Source organism: Promicromonospora sukumoe 327MFSha3.1, assembly GCF_000385135.1.
Taxonomy (GTDB): Bacteria; Actinomycetota; Actinomycetes; order Actinomycetales; family Cellulomonadaceae; genus Promicromonospora; species Promicromonospora sukumoe_B.
Window position 1 is genome coordinate 743,333 of record NZ_ARQM01000011.1, and the last position, 22,281, is coordinate 765,613.

Genomic DNA, 22,281 nt, shown 5'->3' on the forward strand with positions numbered 1-22,281 from the left:
TTTCAGGCGCTCCGCACCCTCGCCGCGGCTAGGCTGCCGAGCATGGAATTCCTCTACAACGTCTTCGTGTTCCTGCACTTCGCGAGCTGGGCGCTCGTGTTCGGCGGCGCGATCGCGTCGCTGCGCACCAAGGCCCTCTACAAGGGTGTCTCGCACGGTGCCATGGGTGCCGTCGTCGCGGGCGTCATCATGGTCGGCGTCGCGGAGATGGGCGGCCTCTGGGACGACGGCGGCCCGTCGATGGCCAAGATCGGCGTCAAGCTGATCATCGCGCTCGCCGTCGCCGTGCTCGCGGTGCTCGCGGTCCGCAAGGGTGACCAGGTGTCGCAGGGCCTCAAGGGCTCCGTGCTCGGCCTGACCCTGGTGAACATCGGGGTCGCGGTCTTCTGGAACTGACCCTCCCGGGTCAGGACGGCTGGCGGGACGCCACCCACTGGTGGTGCTGGGCCAGACTGCGGTCGAACAGGCCGCGCAGGGCGTCGCCGTCGACGCCCCGCAGCGAGATCCCCAGCGCCCGGAGCGCGTCCCGCCAGTCGTCGTACGCCGTCAGCCCGACCCGTTCGGGGCGCGCCCCGGTCCGGGTGAACTGGCACCCGCGCAGCGTCTCCGCTGCGTCGGGCAGACGGCGCTGCACCACCAGCCTGCGCGCGTAGGCGCCGCCGTCCGGCGCGGTGAGCTTCCGGTGCGCGCCGCGCTCCTGCTCCGGCGTGAGCACCTCGTCGAAGAGGTCCACCGCGCCGAAGCTGCCCTGCGGGTCGTGGTGGAAGGTCCAGCCGTCGTGGCGCACCTCCAGCCGGTAGGTGAACGGGCCCTGCCGGTAGGTGCCGGCGACCAACGGCAGGGGTTCGTGCAGGCCGTCGCCGCAGCCGACGTCGGGCCACCAGACGCCGCCCGGGTTCTCCGCGCTGGGCAGCCCCCGCACGGTCAGCGCCAGGTGCCCCACGTACACGTCGGCGCGCTCGGCCGCGGAGTCCCAGTTGTGCCCCCACGCCGGGACGACGTCGAAGCCGAGCGACCGCAGCGCCGCCGTCAGCACGCCGTTGTGGTGGAAGCAGTAGCCGGCGTTGCCGCCCGCCGCGACGCGCGCCAGGGTCGACGGCACGTCGACGGCGGGCGGGCTGCCGAGCATGGTGTGCAGGTTCTCGTACGGGATGCGCTCGGCGTGCCGCCGGTGGATCTCGAACAGGGTCGCGACGGTCGCCGGCGGCCGCTCGTCGAGGCCCAGCCGGGCGAGGTATCCGGCCGCCGCGTGCGTCATGGCGAGCAGGATATCCGCCGGGCCCGGTGTCCGATTTGCACCAGCAGGCTAGTGTGCGGCCGTGGACGTTTGGGCAGAGGTACTCGTCGGTGTCGCAATCCTGGTCGGACTGATCGGCATCGTCGTCCAGGTGTTGCCGGGCGCCGTGCTCGTGCTGGGCGGCATCCTCGTGTGGGCGATCTTCACGGGCGGCGTCGAGGCGTGGGTCGTGTTCGGCATCGCCGCGGCCGCCATCGCGATCGCCGAGGTGGCCCAGTGGTTGATCGCGGGCAAGCACCTGCGCAAGGCGAACGTGCCGTGGCTGACCCTGGCCGTGGGCGGCATCGCCGGCATCATCGGCTTCTTCGTGATCCCGGTGATCGGCCTGTTCCTGTTCTTCGTCGGCGCGATCTTCCTGATGGAGTGGGCGCGGCACCGCGAGGTCCCGGCGGCGTGGGCCTCCACCAAGGCCGCCGTCCAGGCCACCCTCATCACGATCGGCGTGCAGCTCGTGGGCTCGCTGTTCGCGGCGGGCACCTGGGTCGTGGGCCTCTTCTTCACCTGACGCCGCCGGGCCACGGCAGCGCCGCGAGAGTGCGCTTCTACCCAGTCATTAGGCCCGGAAACAGCGTGATTCCGGGCCCAATGACTGGGTAGAAGCGCACCTTCGCGCGGGGCGCGAGCGCGAGCGCGCGCGCCGACGGCGGCAGGCGTCAGGCGCGCCGCTACGGCGTCGGCAGGTCGAAGATCAGCAGGGTGCTCGACGCCGTCGCGACCACCGCGCCCGTCGCGTCCCGCACCACTCCCTCGGTGAAGCCGACCCGGGAGCCGGCCTTGACCACGGTGCCCTCCGCGCTGAGCGGTCCGCCGCCGCCGCGCACGGCCTTGACGTAGCTCACCTTGATCTCGATCGACGTGTAGCCCTTGCCCTGCGGCAGCACCGACTGGATGGCGCAGCCGCACACCGTGTCCAGCAGGGTGCAGAGCACGCCACCGTGGATCGTGCCGATCGGGTTGTAGCCGGACTCGTCGGGCGTGCACCGGAAGGTCACGCGCCCCTCCTCGACCTCGTCGATGTCGAGGCCGAAGTGCGCGGCGATCGGCGGCGGCGGGATGACGCCCTCGCGCATCCGGCGCAGGAACTCCACCCCGGTCATCAGCGGCGCCTGTGCCGCGGTCTGGATGGGGTCGTACCAGGTCAGCTCGCGGGTCCGCGGCTCGCCCCAGGCCTCGTGAGCACTCGCGGGGGAGTCGGTCTGCTGTGTTTCGGACATGTTCGCAAGGGTAGTGTCCGGGCCATGCAGGCAGCCGACCTTCCCCTTGTCCGCACCGTCTCCCGGCCCGCCGTCCACCCGGACGGGACCTGGGCCGTCGTGGCCGTGACCCGCCCCGACCTGGACGCCGACGCCGTCGTGGGCCAGCTCTGGCGGGTGCCCCTGGTCTCGACAGGCTCGACCGGCGGAGGTGCGGGCTCGGCCGGCGGGGTCTCGACAGGCTCGACCAGCGGGGGCACCGGCTCGACCGGCGAGACGCCCAGCCGCCTCACCCGGGGGTTCCGCGACACCGAGCCGCGCTTCTCGCCCGACGGCGCCCTGGTCGCCTTCCTGCGCGCCCAGCCGCAGGCCGCCCCGCAGCTCTGGGTGCTCCCGGTCGCGGGCGGCGAGGCCGTGCAGGTCACCGACCGCACGCTCGGCGTCAGCGGCTTCCGCTGGTCGCCCGACGGCAAGCGCCTCGCGTTCCTGAGCCGCGAGCCGGAGGCGGGCCGCTACGGCTCGGTCGAGGGCATCGCGCCGGCCGCCGAGGGCCCGCGCCGCATCACCGGGTGGAGCTGGACGCGCAATGGCCTCGGCTACCACCGGGACCGCCCCCAGCACGTGTACCTGGTCGACGTGCCCGACGTCGCGGCCGAGCCCGTGGTCCAGCCCGCCCCGACGCCGCAGGGCCCGGCCGAGCCCCGGCCCACCGTGCCCGAGCCGCGCCGGGTGACCACGGACGACGTGGACCACTCCGGTATCGCGTTCACGCCCGACGGCGGCTCGATCGCCGTCCTGGCCGAGCGCGAGCAGGGCGCGGGCCAGGTGGGCCGCAGCGTCCTGCGGGTGCTGCCGCTGGGCGCCGGCGCGGCCGGCGGGGGCTCCGAGGTGGAGCTCGGCACGCTGGGCCCGCAGGCGATCGCGTTCGGCCCCGGCGGCGAGCTGTACGTGCTCGCCCAGGACCACGGCCCCGAGGGCAAGGACTTCGTGGCCCGCAACGCCGCCCTGTACGTGCTGTCCGCGTGGGCCGACCCGGAGCCGCGCCGGCTGACCGACCCGGAGACCCAGGAGCTCGGCCACGAGCCCGTGGCGCTGCCCGACGGCGGCGTGCTGCTCGTGCTCGCGAGCCGCGGCGCCCAGCACGTGGTCCGCGTCGACGACGACGGCACCACGACCCGGCTGACCAGCGGAGACGTCGTCGTCTCCGACGTCGGCGTGGGCGGCGGAACGATCGCCGTGGCGTACGGCGACCCGGGCACCTACGGCGAGGTCGGCGTCGTCGCGGACGGCGCGGTCCACCGCCGGACCGACTTCTCCGCGCCGCTGCGCGCGGCCGGCGTCGTCACGCCCACGGAGCTGACGGTCACGGGCCGCGACGGGTACCCCGTGCACGGATGGGTCGCGGTGCCGGAGGGCACGGGCACGCACCCGACCCTGCTGATGATCCACGGCGGCCCCTACTCGTCCTACGGCGTGGGGCTGTTCGACGAGACGCAGGTGCTGGTCGACGCCGGCTACGCCGTCGTCTACTGCAACCCGCGCGGCTCGGCGGGGTACGGGCAGGCGCACGGCCGCACGATCAAGCAGGCCATGGGCACCGTGGACCTGCACGACGTGCTCGACTTCCTGGACGGCGCGGTCGCGTCGGACGGGCGGCTGGACGGCTCGCGCGTGGGCGTGCTCGGCGGCTCGTACGGCGGGTACCTCACGGCCTGGACGATCGCGCACGACCACCGGTTCGCCGGCGCGATCGTGGAGCGCGGGTTCCTCGACCCGGAGACGTTCTTCGGCACCAGCGACATCGGCTCGTTCTTCGGCCTGGAGTACGTGGGGGAGAAGCCGGAGCAGGTGGCGGCGCAGTCCCCGCAGGCCGTCGCCGGGCAGGTGACGACGCCCACGCTCGTGCTGCACTCCGAGCTGGACCTGCGCTGCCCGCTGTCCCAGGCCGAGCGCTACTACTCGACGCTCAAGGGGCACGGCGTGGAGACGGAGCTGGTCGTCTTCCCCGGGGAGAACCACGAGCTGTCCCGGTCCGGCCGGCCGCGGCACCGCCAGCAGCGCTTCGAGGTGATCCTCGACTGGTGGAAGCGGTACCTGCCGGTCGCCTGACGACGTGTCAGATGCCGTGTCAGACGTACAGGTCACCAGGGTGACCTGTACGTCTGACACGGCAGGGGTGGCGGCGTGCGAGGATCGATCCGTGCAGATCATCACCGCCCCGCTCGCCCAGCTCGACGTCGTCATCGCGTACGGGGTCTGGAAGCTGCGTCAGGACGTCTTCGTCGTCGAGCAGGACTGCCCGTACCACGACCTCGACGGCCGCGACGCCGAGCCCGGCGCCGTGCAGGTCGTGCTGCTGGCCGAGGCCGCGCCCGACTCCGTGTCCGACGGCGGTACCCGCGTGCTCGGCACGGCCCGCGTGCTCGACGACGGCACCGTCTGGCGCATCGGCCGCGTCGCCCTGGCCAAGGAGGCCCGCGGCAAGGGCCTGTCCGACGACGTGATGCGCGCCGCCATCGAGTACATCGAGGCCGCCGGCGACGAGCGCGACATCGTGCTCGACGCCCAGTCGCCGCTCACGCGCTGGTACGGCAAGCACGGCTTCGTGGCGGACGGCGACGAGTTCCTGGACGACGGCATCCCGCACACGCCGATGCGCCGCACGGTGCACGCCTCGGCCTGAGCCCCGGGTCCGAGCGCCGGCCGACGCCGGAAAAGAGGGTGAACCCACGCCGTCGTCGGGCATAGCGTCGGCGCCGTGACCGACGACGCACACACCGCGGACCTGCGCGCCCACCACCCCGGCGACGATCCCGCCGACGGCCAGTTCCCCGAGAGCGTGGCCGCGGGCTACGACGACCCGGGCGGCGCGAACGACGCCGCCGTCGTGACGCCCGCCGTGGACCTGCTGACCGAGCTCGCCGACGGCGGCCCCGTGCTGGAGCTCGCGGTCGGCACCGGGCGCATCGCCGCGCCGCTGGCGGCCCGCGGCGTCCGGGTGGGCGGCATCGAGCTGAGCCGGGCCATGGCGGCGCGGATCGCCGGCAAGCCCGGCGGGGCGGACGTCGGCGTCACGATCGGCGACATGACCTCCACCCGGTTCGACGGGTTCGGCGGCGAGGTCGGGCCGGGCGACTTCGCCCTGGCCTACCTGGTCTTCAACACGATCAGCAACGTCACCACCCAGGACGGGCAGGTCGACGTCTTCGTCAACGCGGCGGCGCACCTGCGGCCCGGCGGGCTGTTCCTGATCGAGGTGGGCGTGCCGGGGCTGCGCCGGCTGCCGCCCGGCCAGGACACCGTCCCGTTCACGGTCGCCCCCGGCCCGGGGGACACCGGATACGTGGGCTTCGACCGGTACGACGTCGCGACCCAGCTGTTCACGTCGAACCACGTGACCGTGCGACCCGACGGCAGCGGCCAGTTCCGCTCGGTGCCGTTCCGGTACGCCTGGCCCGCCGAGATGGACCTCATGGCGCGGATCGCCGGGATGCGGCTGCGGCACCGCTGGGCGGGCTGGGACCGGTCGCCGTTCACCGCGGACTCCGAGAACCACGTCTCGGTGTGGGAGAAGGTCTGACCCTCCTGGGCGGGTCGGGCCGGGCCCGGCCGCGGGGCGTCAGTACGCCCCGCGCCCCGAGACCACGGCGCGGGCGGTCTGCCCCAGGATGGCCAGGTCCTGCATCGGCGTCCAGTTCTCGGCGTAGTAGACGTCGAGCCGGACCGCCTCCTCCCACGGCAGGTCGGAGCGGCCGGAGACCTGCCACATGCCCGTCATCCCGGGCTTGACCAGCAGCCTGCGCCGCATGCGCTCCTCGTACGCGGCGACCTCGTGCGGCAGCGCGGGCCGGGGTCCGACCAGGCTCATGTGGCCGCCGAGCACGTTGAAGAGCTGGGGCAGCTCGTCGAGCGAGTACCGGCGCAGCACGCGGCCCACCCGGGTGATGCGCGGGTCGGTGCGCATCTTGAACAGCGGGCCGGCGCCGTCGTTCCCCGCCGTCAGGGCCTTGACCTCGCGGTCGGCGCCCACGCGCATGGTGCGGAACTTGAACATCCGGAAGATCTTCCCGTCGCGGCCCACGCGCTCGGACAGGTAGAACAGCGGGCCCTTGCTGGTGAACGCGACGGCCAGCCCCACGCCGAGCAGGATCGGCGACACGAGCACCGTGATCAAGGCGGCGAGCACCCAGTCGATGCCCTGTTTCACGCGGAACTTCGCCCCCCGGAACCGCGGCGCGGCCACGTGCAGCAGCGACAGGCCCGACGTCGGGGACACGCTCATGCGGGCGGCGGCGACGTCGGCCAGCTCGGTGGTGAGCATGAGGTCCACGCCCACGCGCTCGAGCTGCCAGCCGAGCCGACGGACGACGTCGGTGGTGATGCTCCCCGACGCGCTCACCGCGACGGCGCTCGCGCGGACCAGCGCGGCCGCCTCGCCGACCCGGGACAGGTCGCCCAGCACGGGTACCCCGCCCACCTCGTCGCCGGGCAGCCCGTCGCGCGGCGGGGTCTCGCCGGGAGCCGTCTCGCCGGCGGGCGTCTCGTCGGACGGCAGGCAGGCGCCCACCACCACGAACCCGCGGTGCGGCGCGTCGTTGAGCCGCCGGATCACGCGCTCGGCCTGCTCGCGGTGCCCCACCACCAGGACGGGCGTCATGCAGCCCGTGCCGCGGCTCCGCGTGCGGGCCACCCACTGCCGCCAGCCGTAGCGCGAGCCGATCAGCCCCGCGAGCCCGAGCGGCAGCACGATCGCCTGCGCGAGCACGTCCCGGGGCTCGACGGCCCCGGTGAGCCAGGCCAGCAGCACGAGCACGCTCACCGCGGTGCACGTGGCGGCGAAGATGCGCCGGTACTCCGTGTGGTCGCGGCCCACGACCCGCAGGTCGTACGAGCTGCGCGCGGCCACCGCCCCGATCCAGACCACCGCCACCAGGGCCGACACGGCGAGCGAGCCGAGGAGCCCGGGGTGCCCGGGGGTGCCGGCCAGGAGGGTCGCGTCGAGCACGGACGCCAGGATCACCGAGGCGAGGACGACGGCCGTGTCGGTGTAGCGCAGCCGGGCGCGATAACGCACCTGCCACTGCGGGTGAGCGCGCCGCGCGCGGACGTCGTGAAAACCACGCGACGTCGCATTCTTCACCCTTTTCTCGGTGGTCTGCGGGCGAATTTCGAAACCGCCACCTATCGTCTGGCTCGCCACGTCGATTCCTTCTTTCCCTCTGGCCAGGAATGAGTTTTTGGGCGCACTGGATCGCGACGCGTCTACGCGCCCTGGTGGAGCCGGGGGGTGGTGGTCCGGGCCTTGCAACAGCAGCCTCGGGGCGTTGTGTGTGCCCGGTTCTCGTTGCTATTTCTTGGTCACGATAATATGAGGGTCACCGTATTCTGTCGTGCGCCGGGTGCCCTTTTCCGGGGCGTTCACCCGCCACTTCACCCGTTTGGATGAATGGGGTGAGAGAGCGGTGGGTAAAGAAATAACTGAGCATCGTTCAGTGCCGAAAAGACGCGTTCGACGGGGCCTCGTGGAGCGCCCCGTCGGTCTCCGTGAACTCGTCCCCGGTGACCGGGCAGCGCCAGCCGTCACCGGTGGTGCGCTCCAGCGGCACGCCGGCGCGGCCGACCCAGCGGATGCGCTTGGCGGGCACCCCGGCCACGAGCGCGAAGTCCGGCACGTCGGCCGTCACGACGGCGCCCGCCGCGACGGTCGCCCACCGGCCGATCGTCACCGGCGCCACGCACACCGCCCGGGCGCCGATCGCGGCGCCGGTGCGGATCGTGACGCCGACGGCCTGCCAGTCGTCGCCGGTCTTGACCGTCCCGTCCGGGGTCACGGCCCGCGGGTACAGGTCGTTGGTCAGCACGGCGGCCGGGCCGACGAACACGCCGTCCTCCAGCACCGCCGGCTCGTACACGAGCGCGTAGTTCTGCAGCTTGCAGCCGTCGCCCAGGCGTACGCCGGGCCCGACGTAGGCGCCGCGCCCCACGATGCAGCCGGACCCCACGACGGCGTCCTCGCGCACCTGGGCCAGGTGCCAGATGGTGGTGCCCGCGCCGATCGTGGCGCGGTCGTCGACGTCGGCCGAGTCCTGGACCCGGGCCGCCCCCTGCTCGTCGATGGTCATGGCATGCCCCGTCCCGTCACCGCGCCCGCGCGCTGACGAACGCGTGCAGGCTGCCCGCGGTCTCCAGCAGGCCGCCGGCCAGCTCGTCGTCCTCGACGGTGATCGCGAACCGGTCCTCCAGCGCGGTCACCAGCTCCAGCACCGCCAGCGAGTCGAGCTCGGGCACGTCGCCGAACAGCGGGGTGGCGGCGTCGAACGAGCGCACGCGGTCCTCGATGCCGAGCACCTTGCCGAGCACCTCGAGCACGTCGGCGAGCGTCACGTCGCTCGTCGCGCTGCCCGCGGGGCTGTCTGTCACGTCGCTGCTCATCAGATCTCCTGTCGAAGTACTCATGCTGTGTCGTCGTGGTCCGAGGCCGCGCCTCAGACCAGCACCTCGGCGGGCGCCGGGTGGCCGAGGAACGCGGTGGGGCTGGCGGTCAGGCCGTAGGCCCCCGCCTGGAGCACCACCACGAGGTCGTCGAGGTCGGCCCGCGGCAGCGGGACGTCGTCGGCCAGCAGGTCGAGCGGGGTGCACAGGCAGCCGACGACGGTCGCCTGCTCCGTCTCGGCCGCCGCCATCCGGTTGCCCACGAGCACCGGGTAGTTGCGCCGGATCACCTGCCCGAGGTTCCCCGACGCGGCGAGCTGGTGGTGCATGCCGCCGTCGACCACGAGGTAGGTGCGGCCGCGCGAGACCTTGCGGTCGACCACGCGGGTCACGTAGGTGCCGGCCTCGCCGACGAGGTACCGGCCGAGCTCGATGTGCACGTCGGCCTCGGGCAGCGCCGGGGCGATCTGCTCCGCGACCACGGTCGCGAGGCTCTCGCCCACGCGGGCCAGGTCGACCGGCCGGTCCTTGGGGAAGTAGGGGATGCCCAGGCCGCCGCCCAGGTTCACGTACCGCACGGGGCCGGGGGCGTGCTCGGCGAGCGCGACGACGAGGTCGGCCGTGGCGCGCTGCGCACCGGCGATGAGCTCCGCGTCGAGGTTCTGCGAGCCGGCGAACACGTGGAACCCGGTCACGTCCGCGCCCGCGGTGCCGAGCCAGGCCAGCAGGTCGGGCACCTGCTCGGCGTCGACGCCGAACTGCTGCGGGCCGCCGGACATGCGCATCCCCGAGCCGCGCACGGCGAAGTCGGGGTTCACGCGGATGGCGACGCGCGGCACGATGCCGAGCTCCTCCCCGGCCGCGACCACGCGGCGCGCCTCCGTGGCCGACTCCAGCTCGACCAGCACGCCCGCGGCGACCGCCGAGCGGATCTCCTGCGGCGTCTTGCCCGGTCCCGCGAAGCTGATCCGCTCCGGGTCCGTGTCGGTGTCCAGGGCCGTGTGCATCTCGTGCGCCGAGGCGACGTCGAGCGCGTCGACCAGCCCGGACAGGTGCTGCACGACGGCGGGCATCGGGTTGGCCTTGACGGCGTACCCGAGGCGCACGGCGTCGCCGAGCGCGGTCCTCACCTCCGCTACCCGGTCGGTGATGCGCTGCCGGTCGTAGGCGAAGAACGGCGTGGACCCCACCCGGGCGGCCAGGCGCGTCAGGGGCACGCCGCCCACGAGCACCTCGTCGCCGGCGACGGGCAGCGCCGCCACGGCCGGGTGCGGGGCGGGCGCCGTAGGGGCCGCGGTCTCGGCCACCTGCGCGGTCACTCGGCCACCTCCGCGACGAGGCCCGCGCGGATCGCCGGGCGGTCCAGCTTGCCGTTGGGGTTGCGCGGGAACGCCTCGGCCACGTGGACCTCCGCCGGGAGCATGAACGTGGGCAGCGACTGGCGCATCTCCTTGAGCAGCCGGTCGGTGTCGACGGGCTCGGGGGACAGCACGGCGAGCGCGATGCGCTGGCCCAGCCGGTCGTCCGGCACCCCGATCGCTACGGCCTCGCGCACCAGGCCGGTGCTCAGCGCCGCCTCCTCCACCTCGGTGGGGCTCACGCGGTACCCGGAGGTCTTGATCATCTCGTCCTCACGGCCCACGAAGTACAGGTAGCCCTCGGCGTCGCGCACCACGGTGTCGCCCGACCACACGGCGGGCTCCGGCACGGCGCGCCACGGCTCGTCGTACCCGGGCACGGGGCGGAACCGGGCCGCCGTCCGCTCCGGGTCGTTCCAGTAGCCGAGCGCGACCAGGCTGCCGCGGTGCACGAGCTCGCCGGGCTCGTCCGGCCCGCACGGCGTGCCGTCCGGGCGCAGCACCAGCACCTCCGCGTTCGGGATGGCGCGCCCGATCGAGCCGGGGCGTGCGTCGACCTGCGCGGGGTCCAGGTAGGTGGAGCGGAACGCCTCGGTGAGGCCGTACATCAGGTACGGGGCGGCCGCGGGGAACAGCTCGCGCAGCTCGCCCAGGAGCGCGACGGGCATGCGCCCGCCCGTGTTGGCGAAGTAGCGCAGGGCGAACCGCGCGCCCGACGGCCACTCGACGCCCGCGAGCTGCGTCCACAGGGGCGGCACGCCCGTGATCCCGGTGACGCCGTACTGCTCGCACACGGCCGTGACGCCCCGCGGCAGCAGGTAGTCGTGCAGTACCACGTGGGCGCCGACGGCGAACGCGGTGGTGAGCTGGGACAGGCCGGCGTCGAAGCTCAGCGGCAGCACCGCGAGCAGCACGTCCTCGGCCGAGTTGTGCAGGTAGGCGGACACGCTCGTGGCGCCCACGACCAGGTTGCGGTGCGACAGGACGACGCCCTTGGGGGCGCCGGTGCTGCCGGACGTGTACAGGATCGCGGCGATGTCGGTGTCGGGGCCGGACGGCGAGAGCGGCGCCGCGGCGGGGTCCGCGGCGCCGGCGGGCTCCGCGTCGTCGTCGGACGCCGTGGTCCAGCGGAGCACGGTCAGCGCCGGCAGCTCGGGCAGGTCGTGCGGCAGGCCGCCGTCGGCCGGGTCCACGAGCAGCACGGTGGTCAGGCCGGTGTCGCCGAGGTGGTCGCGGACGGCGTTCAGCCGGCCGGGCGAGGTGACGAGCACGCGGGCACCGGAGTCGCGCAGCACGTGCGCGACCTGCTTGCCCTTCAGGAGCGGGTTCACGGGGACGAAGACGCCGCCGGCCACCGAGGTGCCCCACAGGGCCGCGACCGTCTCGAACCGCTTCTCGAGGAAGACCGCCACCCGGTCGTGCCGGGCCACGCCGAGCCCGGCCAGCCGGGCCCCGGCCTGCCGTACGGCCTGCCAGAGCTCCGCGTAGGTCAGGGTCGCGTCCCGGGCCGACAGCGCGGGGGCGTGCGGCCGGTGGCGCGCCTGTAGCTCCAGGTGCTGATGGATGGTGGTCACGAAGATCACGGTAGAGCGCCCTGCATCAATTTAGGCAGGCCGGTGACGGGTGAATAGGGCCAAAAAGCGGGTGAACCGAGAATTGGGTGAAAATGAACCGACGAGGTGAATGTTCGTACCGGAGGCAGAACTCATCCGGGAGGGGCTGAAAAATGCATAGTGAATTGTGCCCGGGCGGGCTTGTTTCACCTCGGCGCGTTGTTTTTCACCTCGGCGTGCGGCTCACCACGGCACCTGCGTCAGCTCGCTGTAGAGGTAGGAGACCGACTCCGGCGGGCGGCCCGTGCGGCTCAGGTACATCGTGGGGCGCTGCGCGGGCAGCCGGACGGAGTGCCACGGCCGGGGCCCGCTCACGCGGTCCTGCAGCAGGGTGAACGGCAGCCCGTGCGTGAGCAGGACGTGCCGGTAGACGGCGGGCGCCGCGACGCGGAACAGGTCGCGGTCGCTCACGTGGAGCACCGAGGCGAACAGCCGCAGGCGCTTGCGCCGCACGGCGCGGAAGACCACCCAGCACGGCTCGCCGCGGACGACGGCGACGACGTGCCGCGCGGCGGGGGACTCCGCGTGGTCGCGGTATGCGGCCAGGTCAGCGCCGCGCAGCACGGACTCGATGTCGGGCCGCCCGGTCAGCAGCCGCACCCCCGGCGAGGGCAGCGGGAGGTTGGCCACCAGCGCTCCGGCCGTGTCCAGGTGCTGGAATCCGAGCCGCTCGTTCAGGGGGATCACGGTGCCGCTCGGGGAGAGGTCGGTGAGCTCGCGGTCGCGCTGCGCGAGCATCGCGCGCAGCAGCCGCAGCGAGTGGTGGCGGAACTCGTCCAGCACGCACCACGCCGCGACGTTGCACACGGCGCTCGGTCCGCCGGGGCCGTCCGCCTCCGAGTAGAGGGCCGCGTACACGCCCACGACCCGTCCCTCGGACTCGAGCAGGAACCCGTGGTCGGGGTGGCTGGTGGTCCAGGTGGGCCGCAGTGAGAGCGCCCATACCGCAGGGCTCAGCCGGCTGTCCAGATGCGCGCTCAGGAATTCGCCCACGCGCGGCAGATCGGCTGTCGTGACGGGAGCGAGCCCGACCTCTTTCGAATGTGCCACGTCGGTGAGTATGACCCCGGGAAAAGGCGCCGGCCGGGGGTGCCCGGGGTGAAAGGGGTGCCGGGCGCTGATTTCATCCGGTAATTTGTGAACAGTTGCCGCGGGCGCATTTCTCACCCCTGTGTTCACCCGGCCCGGGGATGCCTCGGGCGCGGGCCAGACGTCACTATCGGGGAGTGGCTGTCAACGAACCGATCGGGTCCTCCCGCGTGGACCACGTGCTGCTGATCGCACCCGCGTGCGACGGCAACGACGTGGGCGAGTCCTGGGTCGCCCACCAGTGGGCGCAGCTGCTGTCGGAGCGGTTCCGGGTGACGCTCCTGTCCACGTACAAGAAGGACCACGTGCCGCCGTCCCGGCAGCTCCCGGGCGTGCGCGTCGTCGAGTGGGCCGAGCCGCCGCTCGTGCACCGGGCCGAGCGGCTCAACAGCCTGCTCCAGCCGGCGTACGTACCGTTCTACCGGCGGGCCCGGCGCTGGGTGCGCGGCCGGCTCGCGGCGGGCGAGCGGTTCGACGTGGCGCACCAGGCGACGCCCGTGGCGATGCGCTACCCGTCACCCGTCGTCGGCCTCGGCATCCCCCTGGTCGTCGGTCCGGTCGGCGGCAGCCTGGAGTCCCCGCCCGCGTTCGCCCAGGAGGAGATCGTGCCGTGGTACCAGCGGCTCCGCGGGCTGGACCGGCTGCGGCTGCGGTACGACCCGCTCCTGCGCTCGACCTACGAGACCGCCGACTGCGTCGTGGGCATCGCCCCCTACGTGCGCGAGGTCCTCGGCGAGGTGCGGCTGCGCCGGTTCGAGACCCTCCGCGAGGTGGCCCTGCACCAGGTGCGACCCGAGATCGACCGCAGGGGTCGTACCGGTCCCGTTCGGCTGCTGCACGTCGGGCGGCTGGTGCGGACCAAGGGCGCCCGCGACGTCATCCGGGCCATGGCCACGCTGCGCGACCTGCCGGTGGTGCTCGACGTCGTCGGGGACGGCAACGACCGGCAGGCGTGCGCCGACCTGGTGCGTGAGCTCGGGCTGACCGACCGGGTGACGCTGCACGGGGCGGTGCCGCGCGCCGACGTCGACCGCTTCTACGAGGAGGCCGACGTCTTCGTCTTCCCGAGCTACCGGGAGCCGGGCGGCGCCGTCGCGCTGGAGGCCATGTCGCACGGGCTGCCGCTCGTCGTCTGCGACCGCGGCGGCCCCGGCGCCAACGTGACCGACGCCTGCGCGTTCGTGCTGCCCGCCGAGTCCCCCGACCAGCTCGCCCGCGACGTCGCCGCCGCGGTGCGCCGCCTGGTCACCGAGCCGGACCTGCGGCTGCGCATGGGCGAGGCCGCCCGCGAGCACGCGGTGGCCGAGCACCTGTGGGACAGGCGGGTCGACCAGATGGTCGAGCTCTACGAACAGGTCGCCACGGCGCGGCCGGCTGCCGGGGCCCAGGCCACCGGATGAGCGAGGACGACCGGCGTGCCAGGATGACCCGCATGGGCACCTCGTCGTGGCGGGTCCCGCTCCGCTGGGCAACCGGAGCGCTGGTCGCCGCCGTCCTGACCACCCTCGCCACCGCACCGCGGGACGAGCCCGACACGTCCGGGCCCTCCGCCGAGCAGGCCACGGCGTCGGCCACCGACGGACCCGTGAGCGACGGCAGCGCCCCGACGGGGAAGGCCACGCCGCTGACGTTCCCCACGCCCGGGACCGCGGGCCTGCCCGACGGGTGGACGCCGAAGCGCACCCACACGGGCGACCTCCACCTGACCGAGCCCGGCGAGGTGGTCAGCGACCTGCGGATCACGGACGGCATCATCTCTGTGGAGGCGGAGAACGTGACCCTGCGGCGGGTGCAGGCCGTCGGGTCCCGGGTGGTGAACGACAACGGGCCGGAGTGCGGGTCGGGCCTGGTGGTCGAGCAGTCCGAGTTCGTCCGGAGCTCCAGGCGGACGACGGACGGCGACCTGCAGGTCATCGGCAACGGCGGGTTCACGGTGCGCGACGTCGTGATCGACGGCGTGCCCGAGGGCATCCGGGTGGGCGCCGCGCAGTGCGGCGGCGTCGTCGTGGAGGACACCTTCATCCGGGTGGTCCCGCCCGACGACTGCGGAGACTGGCACGGCGACGGCATCCAGGGCTACGGCGGCGGCGCGCTGACCGTGAAGAACACCCGGATCGTCATGCGCGAGACCGCCGACTGCTACGGGACCGCCCCGTTCTTCTACCCGAGCGGCCAGGGCAACACGTCGCTGACCGTCGACGGCCTGCTGGTCGAGGGCGGCGGCTACGCGTTCCGCGCCGGCACCCCGGGCAGCGTGCGCAACCTGCAGGTCGTGGGTGACACCTGGGGCTACGGGCCGGTCGACGTGCTCTGCTCCGCCCTGACCGACTGGCAGGCGCACACCGTGACGGTCGGCGACGACGGCACCCGGCCGGTCGACCCGATAGCGTGCGCGGGCAGCGGCAACTGACCCTCCCCTTCGAGGCCTAAGTTTCTTCTCTTTGGGGCGACCGAAAGAGGAGAAACTTAGGCCTCGAAGGGGAGGGGGCGGCCGCCCTCAGGCGCGCGAGCTCGCGTCCCGCTCCCACGTCGTGAAGTCGCCCGCCCGGACGGCGGAGCGGGCGCGCAGCCGCCCGGCCAGCACCACCCCGACGAACACGGGGACCTTGGGCGCCAGCGCCGGGCGCTCGCGGACGACCCGCCACAGGTCGCCCATGGACGTCCGGGCGCCGTCCCCGCGCAGCCCGGCCTGGTCCGCCTGCACGTTGCCGGTCGTCACCCGTGCCCGACGGCGGACGAGGTCGCGCGTCGTGCGGGCCGGGTGCACCACGACGGTGACGTCGGGGACCACGACGCGCTCGTCCGGGGCGAACGCCTCGGAGAGCGCCAGGTCGTCGGCCATCACCTCGGGCAGCGCGGCGACCCGGCGGGCGCCCTCGCGGGACACCGCCAGCACCCCGCGCCCGAACAGCCCGGAGCGCACCGTGGGCAGCGCCTCCCACACGTCGAGGTACCAGCGGGCGAGCGGCGCCACCCCGGTGCGGGGCATCGTGCGCGAGGGCGCCGCGACGGCCGCGCGCCCGGGGCCGACGGCGGCGGCGAGCCGGGCGACGCCGTCGGCGGTGATCTCGACGTCGGCGTCCAGGTACACGCGCGGGAACGTGGTGGCCACCCCGTCGGCCGCGCGCAGCGCGCGGGACTTGGACGGTTCCGGCAGGTCGAGGACGGTCACGGGGTACCCCGCGGCCACCCGCGCCGTGCCGTCGGTGCAGCCGTTGCAGGCGACCACCACCTCCAGCAGCCCGGGGGTGGCGCACAGGGCGGCCAGCAGCCGCCCGATCGTGCGCTCCTCGTCGTGCGCGGGCACGACGACGGACGCCACGGGCCCGGTCATCGCGGCAGCACCGCGTCGCTCGCGCCCAGCGCCGCCGGGCGCCGGGACGGCCGGACCAGCGCGCGCAGCGTGGGCCACGAGGCGCGGTGCCCGAGCAGGCCCCGCCGCAGCTCCACGAGCAGGGTGATCCCGTAGTACATCCAGGCCGCGCGCTCCCCGCACCGGCGCCGGACGAGGCGCACCCGGTTGACCATCAGCATGGTGTGCGTCTCGTGGCTGGTGCCCGAGCCGCCGCCCACGTGCATGCCGCCGGCCGCCGGCGTGTACACCGACAGCCAGCCGCGGTCGCGGGCGCGCAGCGCGAAGTCGGTCTCCTCGGAGTAGAGGAAGTACGACGGGTCGAACCCGCCCAGGGTGTCGAAGCACTCCCGGTCCACGAGCCAGATCGCGCCGACGGCCCAGTCCACGGGGTGCTCGGTGGCGTACGCGCGCGGGTCCTCGATCCGCTCGGCGAAGGCCGGCAGGCGGGTGAAGCTCAGCCCGCCGGCCCGCCCCACGGTCGGCGTGCGGCGCAGCGTCGGGGACAGGCTGCCGTCCACCTCCCGCGTGCGCGGCACCACGATGCCGACGTCGGACCGGCGCAGCACGCGGAGCATCCGCGGCACGCAGTCGGCGTCGAGCTCCACGTCCGGGTTGAGCACCAGGATCTCCGCCGCCTCCGGCGCATACCGCACCGCCTTGTTCATCCCCGCCCCGTAGCCGTCGTTCACGCTCTCGACGACGGCGCAGTCGCCCCGGCGCCGCAGCAGCGTGAGCGTCTCGTCCGTGGACCCGTTGTCGACCACCACCGTGGTGTACGGGACGTCGCCGAAGGCGGCGGGCAGGCTGTCCAGCAGGGCGTCGATGTGCCGGGCGCTGTTGTACGTGACGACGACGGCGGCGACCTCGGCGCCCATCAGCGCAGGCCCTTGACGAAGGTGCGGGCCCGGTCGGCCGCGCGGACCCGGTAGCGCTCGCCGTGCCGGAGCCAGCCGGCGACGTCGTCGGCCGTGTCGTGCGCGCGGAGGCTGAACCGCGCCTGGCGCCAGGCGCCGGGCCGGGCCAGCGCCCGGTCGCTCGTGTAGACCCGCTCGTAGCCGAGCCGGCGCAGCGCGCCCAGGGTGGTCCGGTCGTACCGGCCCAGCGGGCAGGCGGCGGTGACCACGGGCTCGTCCAGCACCTCCTGGAGCCGGTCCCGGGCCTCGACGAGCTCGGTGTGCACCTGGGGCGGGGTCAGCCGGCGCCAGACCCGGTGGTCCATGCCGTGCGACCCGACGCCCATGCCCGACCGGCGCAGCGTCCGGACGTCGTCGGCCGACAGCGACCCGGGCTGCCCGAGGCGGCCCGCGATGACGAAGAACTCGGCCGCGCGCCCGCGGTCGGCCAGCTCCGGGAGCGCGACCTCCAGGTCGGAGGTGTTGCCGTCGTCGAAGCTGAGCCGCACGTCCGGCCGGGCGGCGACCAGGTCGAGGACCCGGCGGAACGTGTCGGCGCTGATCCAGTAGGCGGCCTCCTCGGCCGGGACGTCGTCCGGCGGCGTCCCGATGCCGTGAAAGCAGAGATTGATCATTTGTTTATCGTGAAGGACCGGCACCGGCCGCGGAATGCATTCCCGGGTGATTGTCCGGGTGATTCTTGCGGTCGCCCGACGGCTCTATGCCCTGACCCGCAGAGAGCCCGCGACACCGATCAGGAGAAAGAGCGCGCCCATGGTCATCGGGAACGCGAAGGCGTCGAAGAAGAACAGGCAGACGAAGCCGACGACGATGGCCGCGATCAGCGACAGCGCCAGATCGTGGGTCCGGGGGTCCACCCCGGCGCTGCGCGCCCGGACCCGTACGAGCACGCGGACCGTCGCCACGCAGAGCCAGCAGAACAGGGCGGTGCCCACCAGGCCGATCGTCACCAGGAGCAGCAGGTACTGGTTGTCGAAGATCCGGTAGGTGGGCAGGAACGTGCCCAGCCCGCGGCCGAACAGCGGGTCACGTGCGATGAACTCGCCCGCCAGGTCGAACGAGCCGGTGCGCGAGGTGACGCTCGGGTCCTCCGCGGCGCCGGTGAACAGACCGAGGATGGAGGCCAGCATGCCGGGCGCGACCACCATGCCCGCCAGCGCGCCCACTGCGGTGACGCCGAGCATGATGCGGCGGCGGGCGCCCTTCCAGCCCAGCAGCAGGATCAGCAGGCCGACGCCGGCGCCCACGTAGGCGGACCGGGACCCGCTGGCCGGCACCAGGGCGAGGGCCGCCGCCGCGGGCGCCCACCGCAGCAGGGGCCGGCGCTCGGTGTGCTCGAACCCGACGTGCAGCGTGAGCGGCAGCAGCATGGTGATCAGCACCCCGTACTCGATGGGGTGGGTGGCTGTGCCCTGCGGGCGGATCAGGCCGTTGCGCTCGCCGAGCTCGTACGGCGAGGTGAGGGTCAGGCCGGGCAGGGCGAGGCGGTCCACGAACAGCTCGCCGAGCGCGAACTGCGCCAGCCCGAGCACCGCCAGCGCGCCGCCCGCGAGGGCCAGCCGCCACACGAGCACGTCGCGCCTCTCGGCCGAGAGGATGCCGTCGTGCGCCAGCAGGAGCGTGCCCGACCAGGCGAGCAGCGCCAGGATCGCGACGTCCGCGGGGCTCATCTCGTTCGACACGACGGGCCGCGACATCGCCAGCACGTACGTGACGCCCACGCTGAACAGGAACAGAGCGAGGGAGACCCGGATCAGCCGCGGGCCGCTCAGCGCCGGCCGGGCCGCCCCGACGCCGATGAGCACCCACAGCAGCAGGCTCGCCAGGCCGAGCACCATCGACGGCGCCCCGGCGCTGCCGAGCGGGCCGATCACCAGCTTCGAGGGCACCGCGAACAGCAGGAGCAGGTAGACCGACAGCCAGCTGACGACGTCGAACCGCACCACGCGCCGGAGCACCGGCAACGGCCGGGGCAGCGAGGCGTGCCGCCGGACGGGGGCAGGCCGGGCCTGGGTCACCGGCTCTCCGCGGCCGCCCGCGCGGCGGCCTCGTCCCGGCGCTTGTCACGCGAGTCGCGCGGGGGGTTGTGCCAGGGCGGGAGAGCCCGGTCGTCCGCGGGTCCGCCGGCCGGCGGCTGCACCGACGGCGGCCGCACGGCGGGCAGCCGCACGGTCGGGGGCTTGTCCCCGGCCGCGGGCGCGCTCTGCTGCGCGGGCTTCGCGGCCTCCGGGCCGGCAGCCTCGGGCTCGGCCGACGGCTGGTCGGCCGGCGCCGCGTCCGGCGAACCGCCCTGCTTGCGGCCGCGCGCCCGGCTGCGGAACAGCCCGTCGACCGCCACGGCCCCGACCACGGTGGCCACCAGCCCGAGGCCGGCGGCGGCGATGATCATCCGCACGGTGCCGCTGTTGTCGGCCTCGGCCTTCTCGTCCTTGGTCAGCGTCAGCGTCGAGACGATGGCGTTCTCGGGCGCGTCGACCTCCTCCTGGAGGCGGCGCAGCTCGACGGGGATCGACGCGGTGATCTCCTCCAGCGTGGCGAGGGTGGCCTCAGGCGTCGAGTCCGTGACGTCGACGGAGATGACCGGGCCGCGCGTGGACTCCTCGATGGCCACGACGTACTCGGCGTCGGTCGAGCCGGAGGTGAAGCGTGCCTTGGCGGCGTCGCTCTCGTAGTAGGCGACCACCACGCGCGCGGGCAGGTCGAGCCCGCCCAGGGCCAGGAACGGGTTGCCGCCCTTCCCGACCATCTGCTCGGACGGGACCAGCAGCACCAGGCCACGAGCGGTGTACACCGGCGGCTCGATGGTGCTCGCGCCGTAGATCAGCCCGGCGGTGGCCAGCAGGCCGATCACGGTGACGATCCACCGGCGGCCGAGGGCCGCAATCACGTCGAGGAATGACATTTGTTCACCCTTTCCGGGCGTATCACGCCGCGCTCAGCAAAGGTATCGTGCCGAGGGCGGGCAAAGGAACGGGTCGTGGAACTCCGGCGCGAATTTCGCCCGCTCCGAGAAATTGCGGAGAATCCATGACCTTGTGGGACCTGATACGTGCGGCGGTGCGGCGCTGGCCCGTCCTGCTGGCGGGTGCCGCCGTCAGCCTCGGGCTCGTGTACACCACCACGCTGGACGACGGCGTGTACTGGAGCCGCACGCAGGTCGTCTTCCTCGCCCCCACCAGCAAGGCCTACCCGAACGCGCTGCGCACGACGTCGGAGGACCTGATCATCACGGCGGGCGTGGTGGCCAAGGCCGTGGTCGGCCCCGCGGAGGTGACCAAGTACGCCTCCCCGGACGCGACCCTGATCGGCGAGGGCACCCGGGACGGCTGGTCGATCCGCCTGCCGGACACGGGCGGCCAGTGGGCCCCCAACTTCGCCCAGCAGGTGCTGTACGTCGAGGTCGTGTCGGCCACCGCCGAGGAGACCGCCGCGCGGCAGGACGAGATCATCGGGCAGATCGAGCACGAGCTGGCCCGGCTGCAGAGCGACGCCGGGGTGGCGCCCGTCAACGAGATCACCGTGACGACCGCCCCGGAGTCCACGGTCGTGCACCACGTGCAGGGCTCGCGCATCCGGGCGGCCGGCATGACGGCGGTGCTCGGCGCGTCCGCCACGTTCGCCCTCATCGCGGTGCTCGAGACGCGGGCCCGGCGGCGCGCCAGGGAGGCGGCCGCCGCTGCGGACGCCCCCGGTGACGAGACCGCCGCCGGGGACGAAGCCGCGCCCGAGGGCGAGACCGCGCCCGCCGAGGCACGCCCCGCCCAGCCCGTCGCGTACTGAGGCGGGCCGTGCGCCGTGCGCGGCCGGCTCAGCCGTGCGCCGCGCCACGGACCTCGTCCTCCACGATGCGGGCCACCGCGTCCTGCGCCGGCGCCCAGGACCGGCCCAGGACGCTCGCGGCGGCCTTGGCCGCGTACGCGCCGGCGTCCGGCCGCTCGACGGCGGCGGTGAGCTGCGCGGCGATGCCGGCCGCCGTCGGCTCGGCCCAGCCCACGTAGGGGTTGGGCAGGTCGGCGCGCGCCAGCGGCGAGTCGTTGACGACGGGCACGACGCCGGCGGCCAGCATCTCCTCGGCCACCAGCGAGATGTTGGTGAACGACATCGCCAGGCCCGCCACCACCCGCCCGTACAGGTCGTTCAGCTCCGCGGGCGTGAGCCGGCCGTGGAACGTGACGGGGAACGTCAGGTCCGCCGGGCGCGAGCCGTACACGTGGATCTCCTGCTCCGGGTGCGCGCGGTGGAACCGCTCCAGGGCGAGCCGGGCCAGCAGGTAGCCGCGGCGGCCGACGTCGGGCTTGGCGTACAGCACCACGCCGGACCGCGGCCGCTCGACGTCGGGCAGGTGGTAGGTGTCGGTGTCGCAGCCGAACGGCACCACGTCGCTGTCCTGCCCCAGCTCGGACGTGAGGCACCCGCCCACCATGTCGCCCAGCGCGATGCGCCGGAACGGGAACCGGTAGGTCATGGCCGCCAGCTCGTACTCCGACCCGCGCGGGTAGAAGTAGGGCTCGTAGTCCTGGATGAAGTACAGCCGGTGGGCGGGGCGCAGGCCCCGGGACACGATCACGTGCGCGGACTCCCACGACGACGCCACGACCGCGTCCATGCCGCTGATGCCCGCCCGGGCGTCGCGCACCTCGGCGCGCACCCCGGGCCAGCCCTGCCGCAGCTCGGCGGTGCGCTGGACGATGTCCAGGCCGTGCCGGTCGTAGAGGAACACGACGCACTTGTGACCGCGCGCCTCCAGGCCCTCGACCATGCGGAACAGCGTGGTGTGCCCGCCGGAGCCCGCGGCGGGCGGCGACGTCACCCAGCCCACGGTCAGGGGACGGCCGCCGAGCACCGGGTCGGGGGTCGGCAGCACGTGCGGCAAGTCGCCGACGATGTCCGCCGGGTCGAGCTGGAAGCCGAGCGAGGCCGCGTCCGTGCTCCGGTAGGCGCGGGCGGCGGCGCGCTGGGCCAGCCCGCGGGCGCCCACGCGGCGCAGGCGGCGGAGCTTGGCGGTGGCCTTGGTCAGCCGGTTCATCGGC

22 protein-coding genes are annotated in these 22,281 nt (G+C 74.0%); 8 read left to right on the forward strand and 14 right to left on the reverse strand.

Annotated features, from left to right (window positions below; all coding sequences use genetic code 11):
* Positions 1–42 precede the first annotated feature (42 nt).
* A complete protein-coding gene (locus H291_RS0117060; RefSeq protein ID WP_020016220.1) occupies positions 43–396 on the forward strand; it encodes a hypothetical protein in 354 nt (117 codons plus the stop codon).
* A 10-nt stretch (positions 397–406) separates the two neighbouring features.
* Here the strand turns inward: H291_RS0117060 and H291_RS30540 are convergent, their stop codons facing one another.
* Entirely contained in the window at positions 407–1,258 is an 852-nt protein-coding gene (locus H291_RS30540) for an arylamine N-acetyltransferase family protein (RefSeq protein WP_020016221.1), read from the reverse strand.
* Positions 1,259–1,319: 61 nt separating this feature from the next.
* Between H291_RS30540 and H291_RS0117070 the strand changes: the two genes are divergently transcribed.
* Positions 1,320–1,802: a DUF456 domain-containing protein gene (locus tag H291_RS0117070; protein WP_020016222.1), complete on the forward strand. Its 483-nt coding sequence runs from the start codon at positions 1,320–1,322 to the stop codon at positions 1,800–1,802.
* Between the two features lie 160 nt (positions 1,803–1,962).
* Here the strand turns inward: H291_RS0117070 and H291_RS0117075 are convergent, their stop codons facing one another.
* Positions 1,963–2,511, reverse strand: a complete 549-nt coding sequence (locus H291_RS0117075) for a PaaI family thioesterase (RefSeq protein ID WP_020016223.1) — start codon at positions 2,509–2,511, stop codon at positions 1,963–1,965.
* 24 nt (positions 2,512–2,535) lie between these two features.
* Here H291_RS0117075 and H291_RS0117080 point away from each other — a divergent pair, with 24 nt between their 5' ends.
* From H291_RS0117080 to H291_RS0117090, 3 genes are all read left to right on the forward strand, one after another.
* Positions 2,536–4,599, forward strand: a complete 2,064-nt coding sequence (locus tag H291_RS0117080) for a S9 family peptidase (RefSeq protein ID WP_020016224.1) — start codon at positions 2,536–2,538, stop codon at positions 4,597–4,599.
* Between the two features lie 91 nt (positions 4,600–4,690).
* Positions 4,691–5,173 carry a GNAT family N-acetyltransferase gene (locus H291_RS0117085; protein WP_020016225.1) on the forward strand — a complete coding sequence of 161 codons (483 nt, stop codon included), beginning with the start codon at positions 4,691–4,693 and terminating at the stop codon, positions 5,171–5,173.
* Between the two features lie 75 nt (positions 5,174–5,248).
* On the forward strand, positions 5,249–6,070 hold the full coding sequence (locus tag H291_RS0117090) for a class I SAM-dependent methyltransferase (protein ID WP_020016226.1): 822 nt from the start codon (positions 5,249–5,251) through the stop codon (positions 6,068–6,070).
* A 39-nt stretch (positions 6,071–6,109) separates the two neighbouring features.
* On the opposite strand, the gene H291_RS0117095 is transcribed toward H291_RS0117090, so the two are convergent.
* The 6 genes from H291_RS0117095 to H291_RS0117120 form a co-directional block, all read right to left on the reverse strand.
* The gene (locus tag H291_RS0117095) at positions 6,110–7,630 is read right to left on the reverse strand and encodes a sugar transferase (RefSeq protein ID WP_198012514.1); all 1,521 of its coding nucleotides are present in this window, start codon (positions 7,628–7,630) and stop codon (positions 6,110–6,112) included.
* A 349-nt stretch (positions 7,631–7,979) separates the two neighbouring features.
* On the reverse strand, positions 7,980–8,612 hold the full coding sequence (locus H291_RS0117100) for an acyltransferase (protein ID WP_020016228.1): 633 nt from the start codon (positions 8,610–8,612) through the stop codon (positions 7,980–7,982).
* 16 nt (positions 8,613–8,628) lie between these two features.
* The gene (locus H291_RS0117105; RefSeq protein ID WP_020016229.1) at positions 8,629–8,922 is read right to left on the reverse strand and encodes an acyl carrier protein; all 294 of its coding nucleotides are present in this window, start codon (positions 8,920–8,922) and stop codon (positions 8,629–8,631) included.
* A 53-nt stretch (positions 8,923–8,975) separates the two neighbouring features.
* Entirely contained in the window at positions 8,976–10,241 is a 1,266-nt protein-coding gene (locus H291_RS0117110; protein WP_020016230.1) for a pyridoxal-dependent decarboxylase, exosortase A system-associated, read from the reverse strand.
* Complete coding sequence (locus tag H291_RS0117115; protein WP_157237124.1) at positions 10,238–11,854, reverse strand: acyl-CoA ligase (AMP-forming), exosortase A system-associated; 1,617 nt, start codon at positions 11,852–11,854, stop codon at positions 10,238–10,240. The genes H291_RS0117110 and H291_RS0117115 overlap by 4 nt, the downstream gene beginning before the upstream one ends.
* A 222-nt stretch (positions 11,855–12,076) precedes the next feature.
* Entirely contained in the window at positions 12,077–12,943 is an 867-nt protein-coding gene (locus H291_RS0117120; RefSeq protein ID WP_026365853.1) for a hypothetical protein, read from the reverse strand.
* Positions 12,944–13,119: 176 nt separating this feature from the next.
* Between H291_RS0117120 and H291_RS0117125 the strand changes: the two genes are divergently transcribed.
* Both H291_RS0117125 and H291_RS0117130 read left to right on the forward strand, forming a co-directional pair.
* Positions 13,120–14,382, forward strand: a complete 1,263-nt coding sequence (locus H291_RS0117125) for a glycosyltransferase family 4 protein (protein WP_198012515.1) — start codon at positions 13,120–13,122, stop codon at positions 14,380–14,382.
* Between the two features lie 32 nt (positions 14,383–14,414).
* The gene (locus H291_RS0117130) at positions 14,415–15,392 is read left to right on the forward strand and encodes a hypothetical protein (protein ID WP_020016234.1); all 978 of its coding nucleotides are present in this window, start codon (positions 14,415–14,417) and stop codon (positions 15,390–15,392) included.
* Positions 15,393–15,479: 87 nt separating this feature from the next.
* Here H291_RS0117130 and H291_RS0117135 read toward each other — a convergent pair whose 3' ends face one another.
* The 5 genes from H291_RS0117135 to H291_RS0117155 all read right to left on the reverse strand — a co-directional run bounded on the left by H291_RS0117135 (position 15,480) and on the right by H291_RS0117155 (position 20,153).
* Positions 15,480–16,316 (reverse strand): glycosyltransferase family A protein, encoded by an 837-nt coding sequence (locus H291_RS0117135; RefSeq protein ID WP_026365854.1) that lies wholly within the window; start codon positions 16,314–16,316, stop codon positions 15,480–15,482.
* Positions 16,313–17,212 carry a glycosyltransferase gene (locus H291_RS0117140; protein WP_020016236.1) on the reverse strand — a complete coding sequence of 300 codons (900 nt, stop codon included), beginning with the start codon at positions 17,210–17,212 and terminating at the stop codon, positions 16,313–16,315. Before H291_RS0117140 ends, H291_RS0117135 begins: the two co-directional genes overlap by 4 nt.
* Complete coding sequence (locus tag H291_RS0117145) at positions 17,212–17,865, reverse strand: polysaccharide deacetylase family protein (RefSeq protein ID WP_020016237.1); 654 nt, start codon at positions 17,863–17,865, stop codon at positions 17,212–17,214. Before H291_RS0117145 ends, H291_RS0117140 begins: the two co-directional genes overlap by 1 nt.
* A gap of 84 nt (positions 17,866–17,949) precedes the next feature.
* A complete protein-coding gene (locus H291_RS0117150; protein ID WP_020016238.1) occupies positions 17,950–19,269 on the reverse strand; it encodes an O-antigen ligase family protein in 1,320 nt (439 codons plus the stop codon).
* Entirely contained in the window at positions 19,266–20,153 is an 888-nt protein-coding gene (locus H291_RS0117155) for a hypothetical protein (protein ID WP_026365856.1), read from the reverse strand. Before H291_RS0117155 ends, H291_RS0117150 begins: the two co-directional genes overlap by 4 nt.
* Before the next feature lie 125 nt (positions 20,154–20,278).
* Between H291_RS0117155 and H291_RS0117160 the strand changes: the two genes are divergently transcribed.
* On the forward strand, positions 20,279–21,031 hold the full coding sequence (locus tag H291_RS0117160; RefSeq protein ID WP_033326977.1) for a hypothetical protein: 753 nt from the start codon (positions 20,279–20,281) through the stop codon (positions 21,029–21,031).
* A gap of 28 nt (positions 21,032–21,059) precedes the next feature.
* Here H291_RS0117160 and H291_RS0117165 read toward each other — a convergent pair whose 3' ends face one another.
* Complete coding sequence (locus tag H291_RS0117165; RefSeq protein WP_020016240.1) at positions 21,060–22,277, reverse strand: rhamnosyltransferase WsaF family glycosyltransferase; 1,218 nt, start codon at positions 22,275–22,277, stop codon at positions 21,060–21,062.
* Positions 22,278–22,281: the final 4 nt, after the last annotated feature.

Bases quoted from the DNA above. Each gene is read 5' to 3' on its own strand.
- H291_RS0117100 (WP_020016228.1), bottom strand. From the start codon at position 8,612: ATGACCATCGACGAGCAGGGGGCGGCCCGGGTCCAGGACTCGGCCGAC.
- H291_RS30540 (WP_020016221.1), bottom strand. From the start codon at position 1,258: ATGACGCACGCGGCGGCCGGATACCTCGCCCGGCTGGGCCTCGACGAG.
- H291_RS0117155 (WP_026365856.1), bottom strand. From the start codon at position 20,153: ATGTCATTCCTCGACGTGATTGCGGCCCTCGGCCGCCGGTGGATCGTC.
- H291_RS0117160 (WP_033326977.1), top strand. From the start codon at position 20,279: ATGACCTTGTGGGACCTGATACGTGCGGCGGTGCGGCGCTGGCCCGTC.
- H291_RS0117080 (WP_020016224.1), top strand. From the start codon at position 2,536: ATGCAGGCAGCCGACCTTCCCCTTGTCCGCACCGTCTCCCGGCCCGCC.
- H291_RS0117105 (WP_020016229.1), bottom strand. From the start codon at position 8,922: ATGAGCAGCGACGTGACAGACAGCCCCGCGGGCAGCGCGACGAGCGAC.
- H291_RS0117140 (WP_020016236.1), bottom strand. From the start codon at position 17,212: ATGGGCGCCGAGGTCGCCGCCGTCGTCGTCACGTACAACAGCGCCCGG.
- H291_RS0117075 (WP_020016223.1), bottom strand. From the start codon at position 2,511: ATGTCCGAAACACAGCAGACCGACTCCCCCGCGAGTGCTCACGAGGCC.
- H291_RS0117135 (WP_026365854.1), bottom strand. From the start codon at position 16,316: ATGACCGGGCCCGTGGCGTCCGTCGTCGTGCCCGCGCACGACGAGGAG.
- H291_RS0117130 (WP_020016234.1), top strand. From the start codon at position 14,415: ATGGGCACCTCGTCGTGGCGGGTCCCGCTCCGCTGGGCAACCGGAGCG.
- H291_RS0117145 (WP_020016237.1), bottom strand. From the start codon at position 17,865: ATGATCAATCTCTGCTTTCACGGCATCGGGACGCCGCCGGACGACGTC.
- H291_RS0117060 (WP_020016220.1), top strand. From the start codon at position 43: ATGGAATTCCTCTACAACGTCTTCGTGTTCCTGCACTTCGCGAGCTGG.
- H291_RS0117165 (WP_020016240.1), bottom strand. From the start codon at position 22,277: ATGAACCGGCTGACCAAGGCCACCGCCAAGCTCCGCCGCCTGCGCCGC.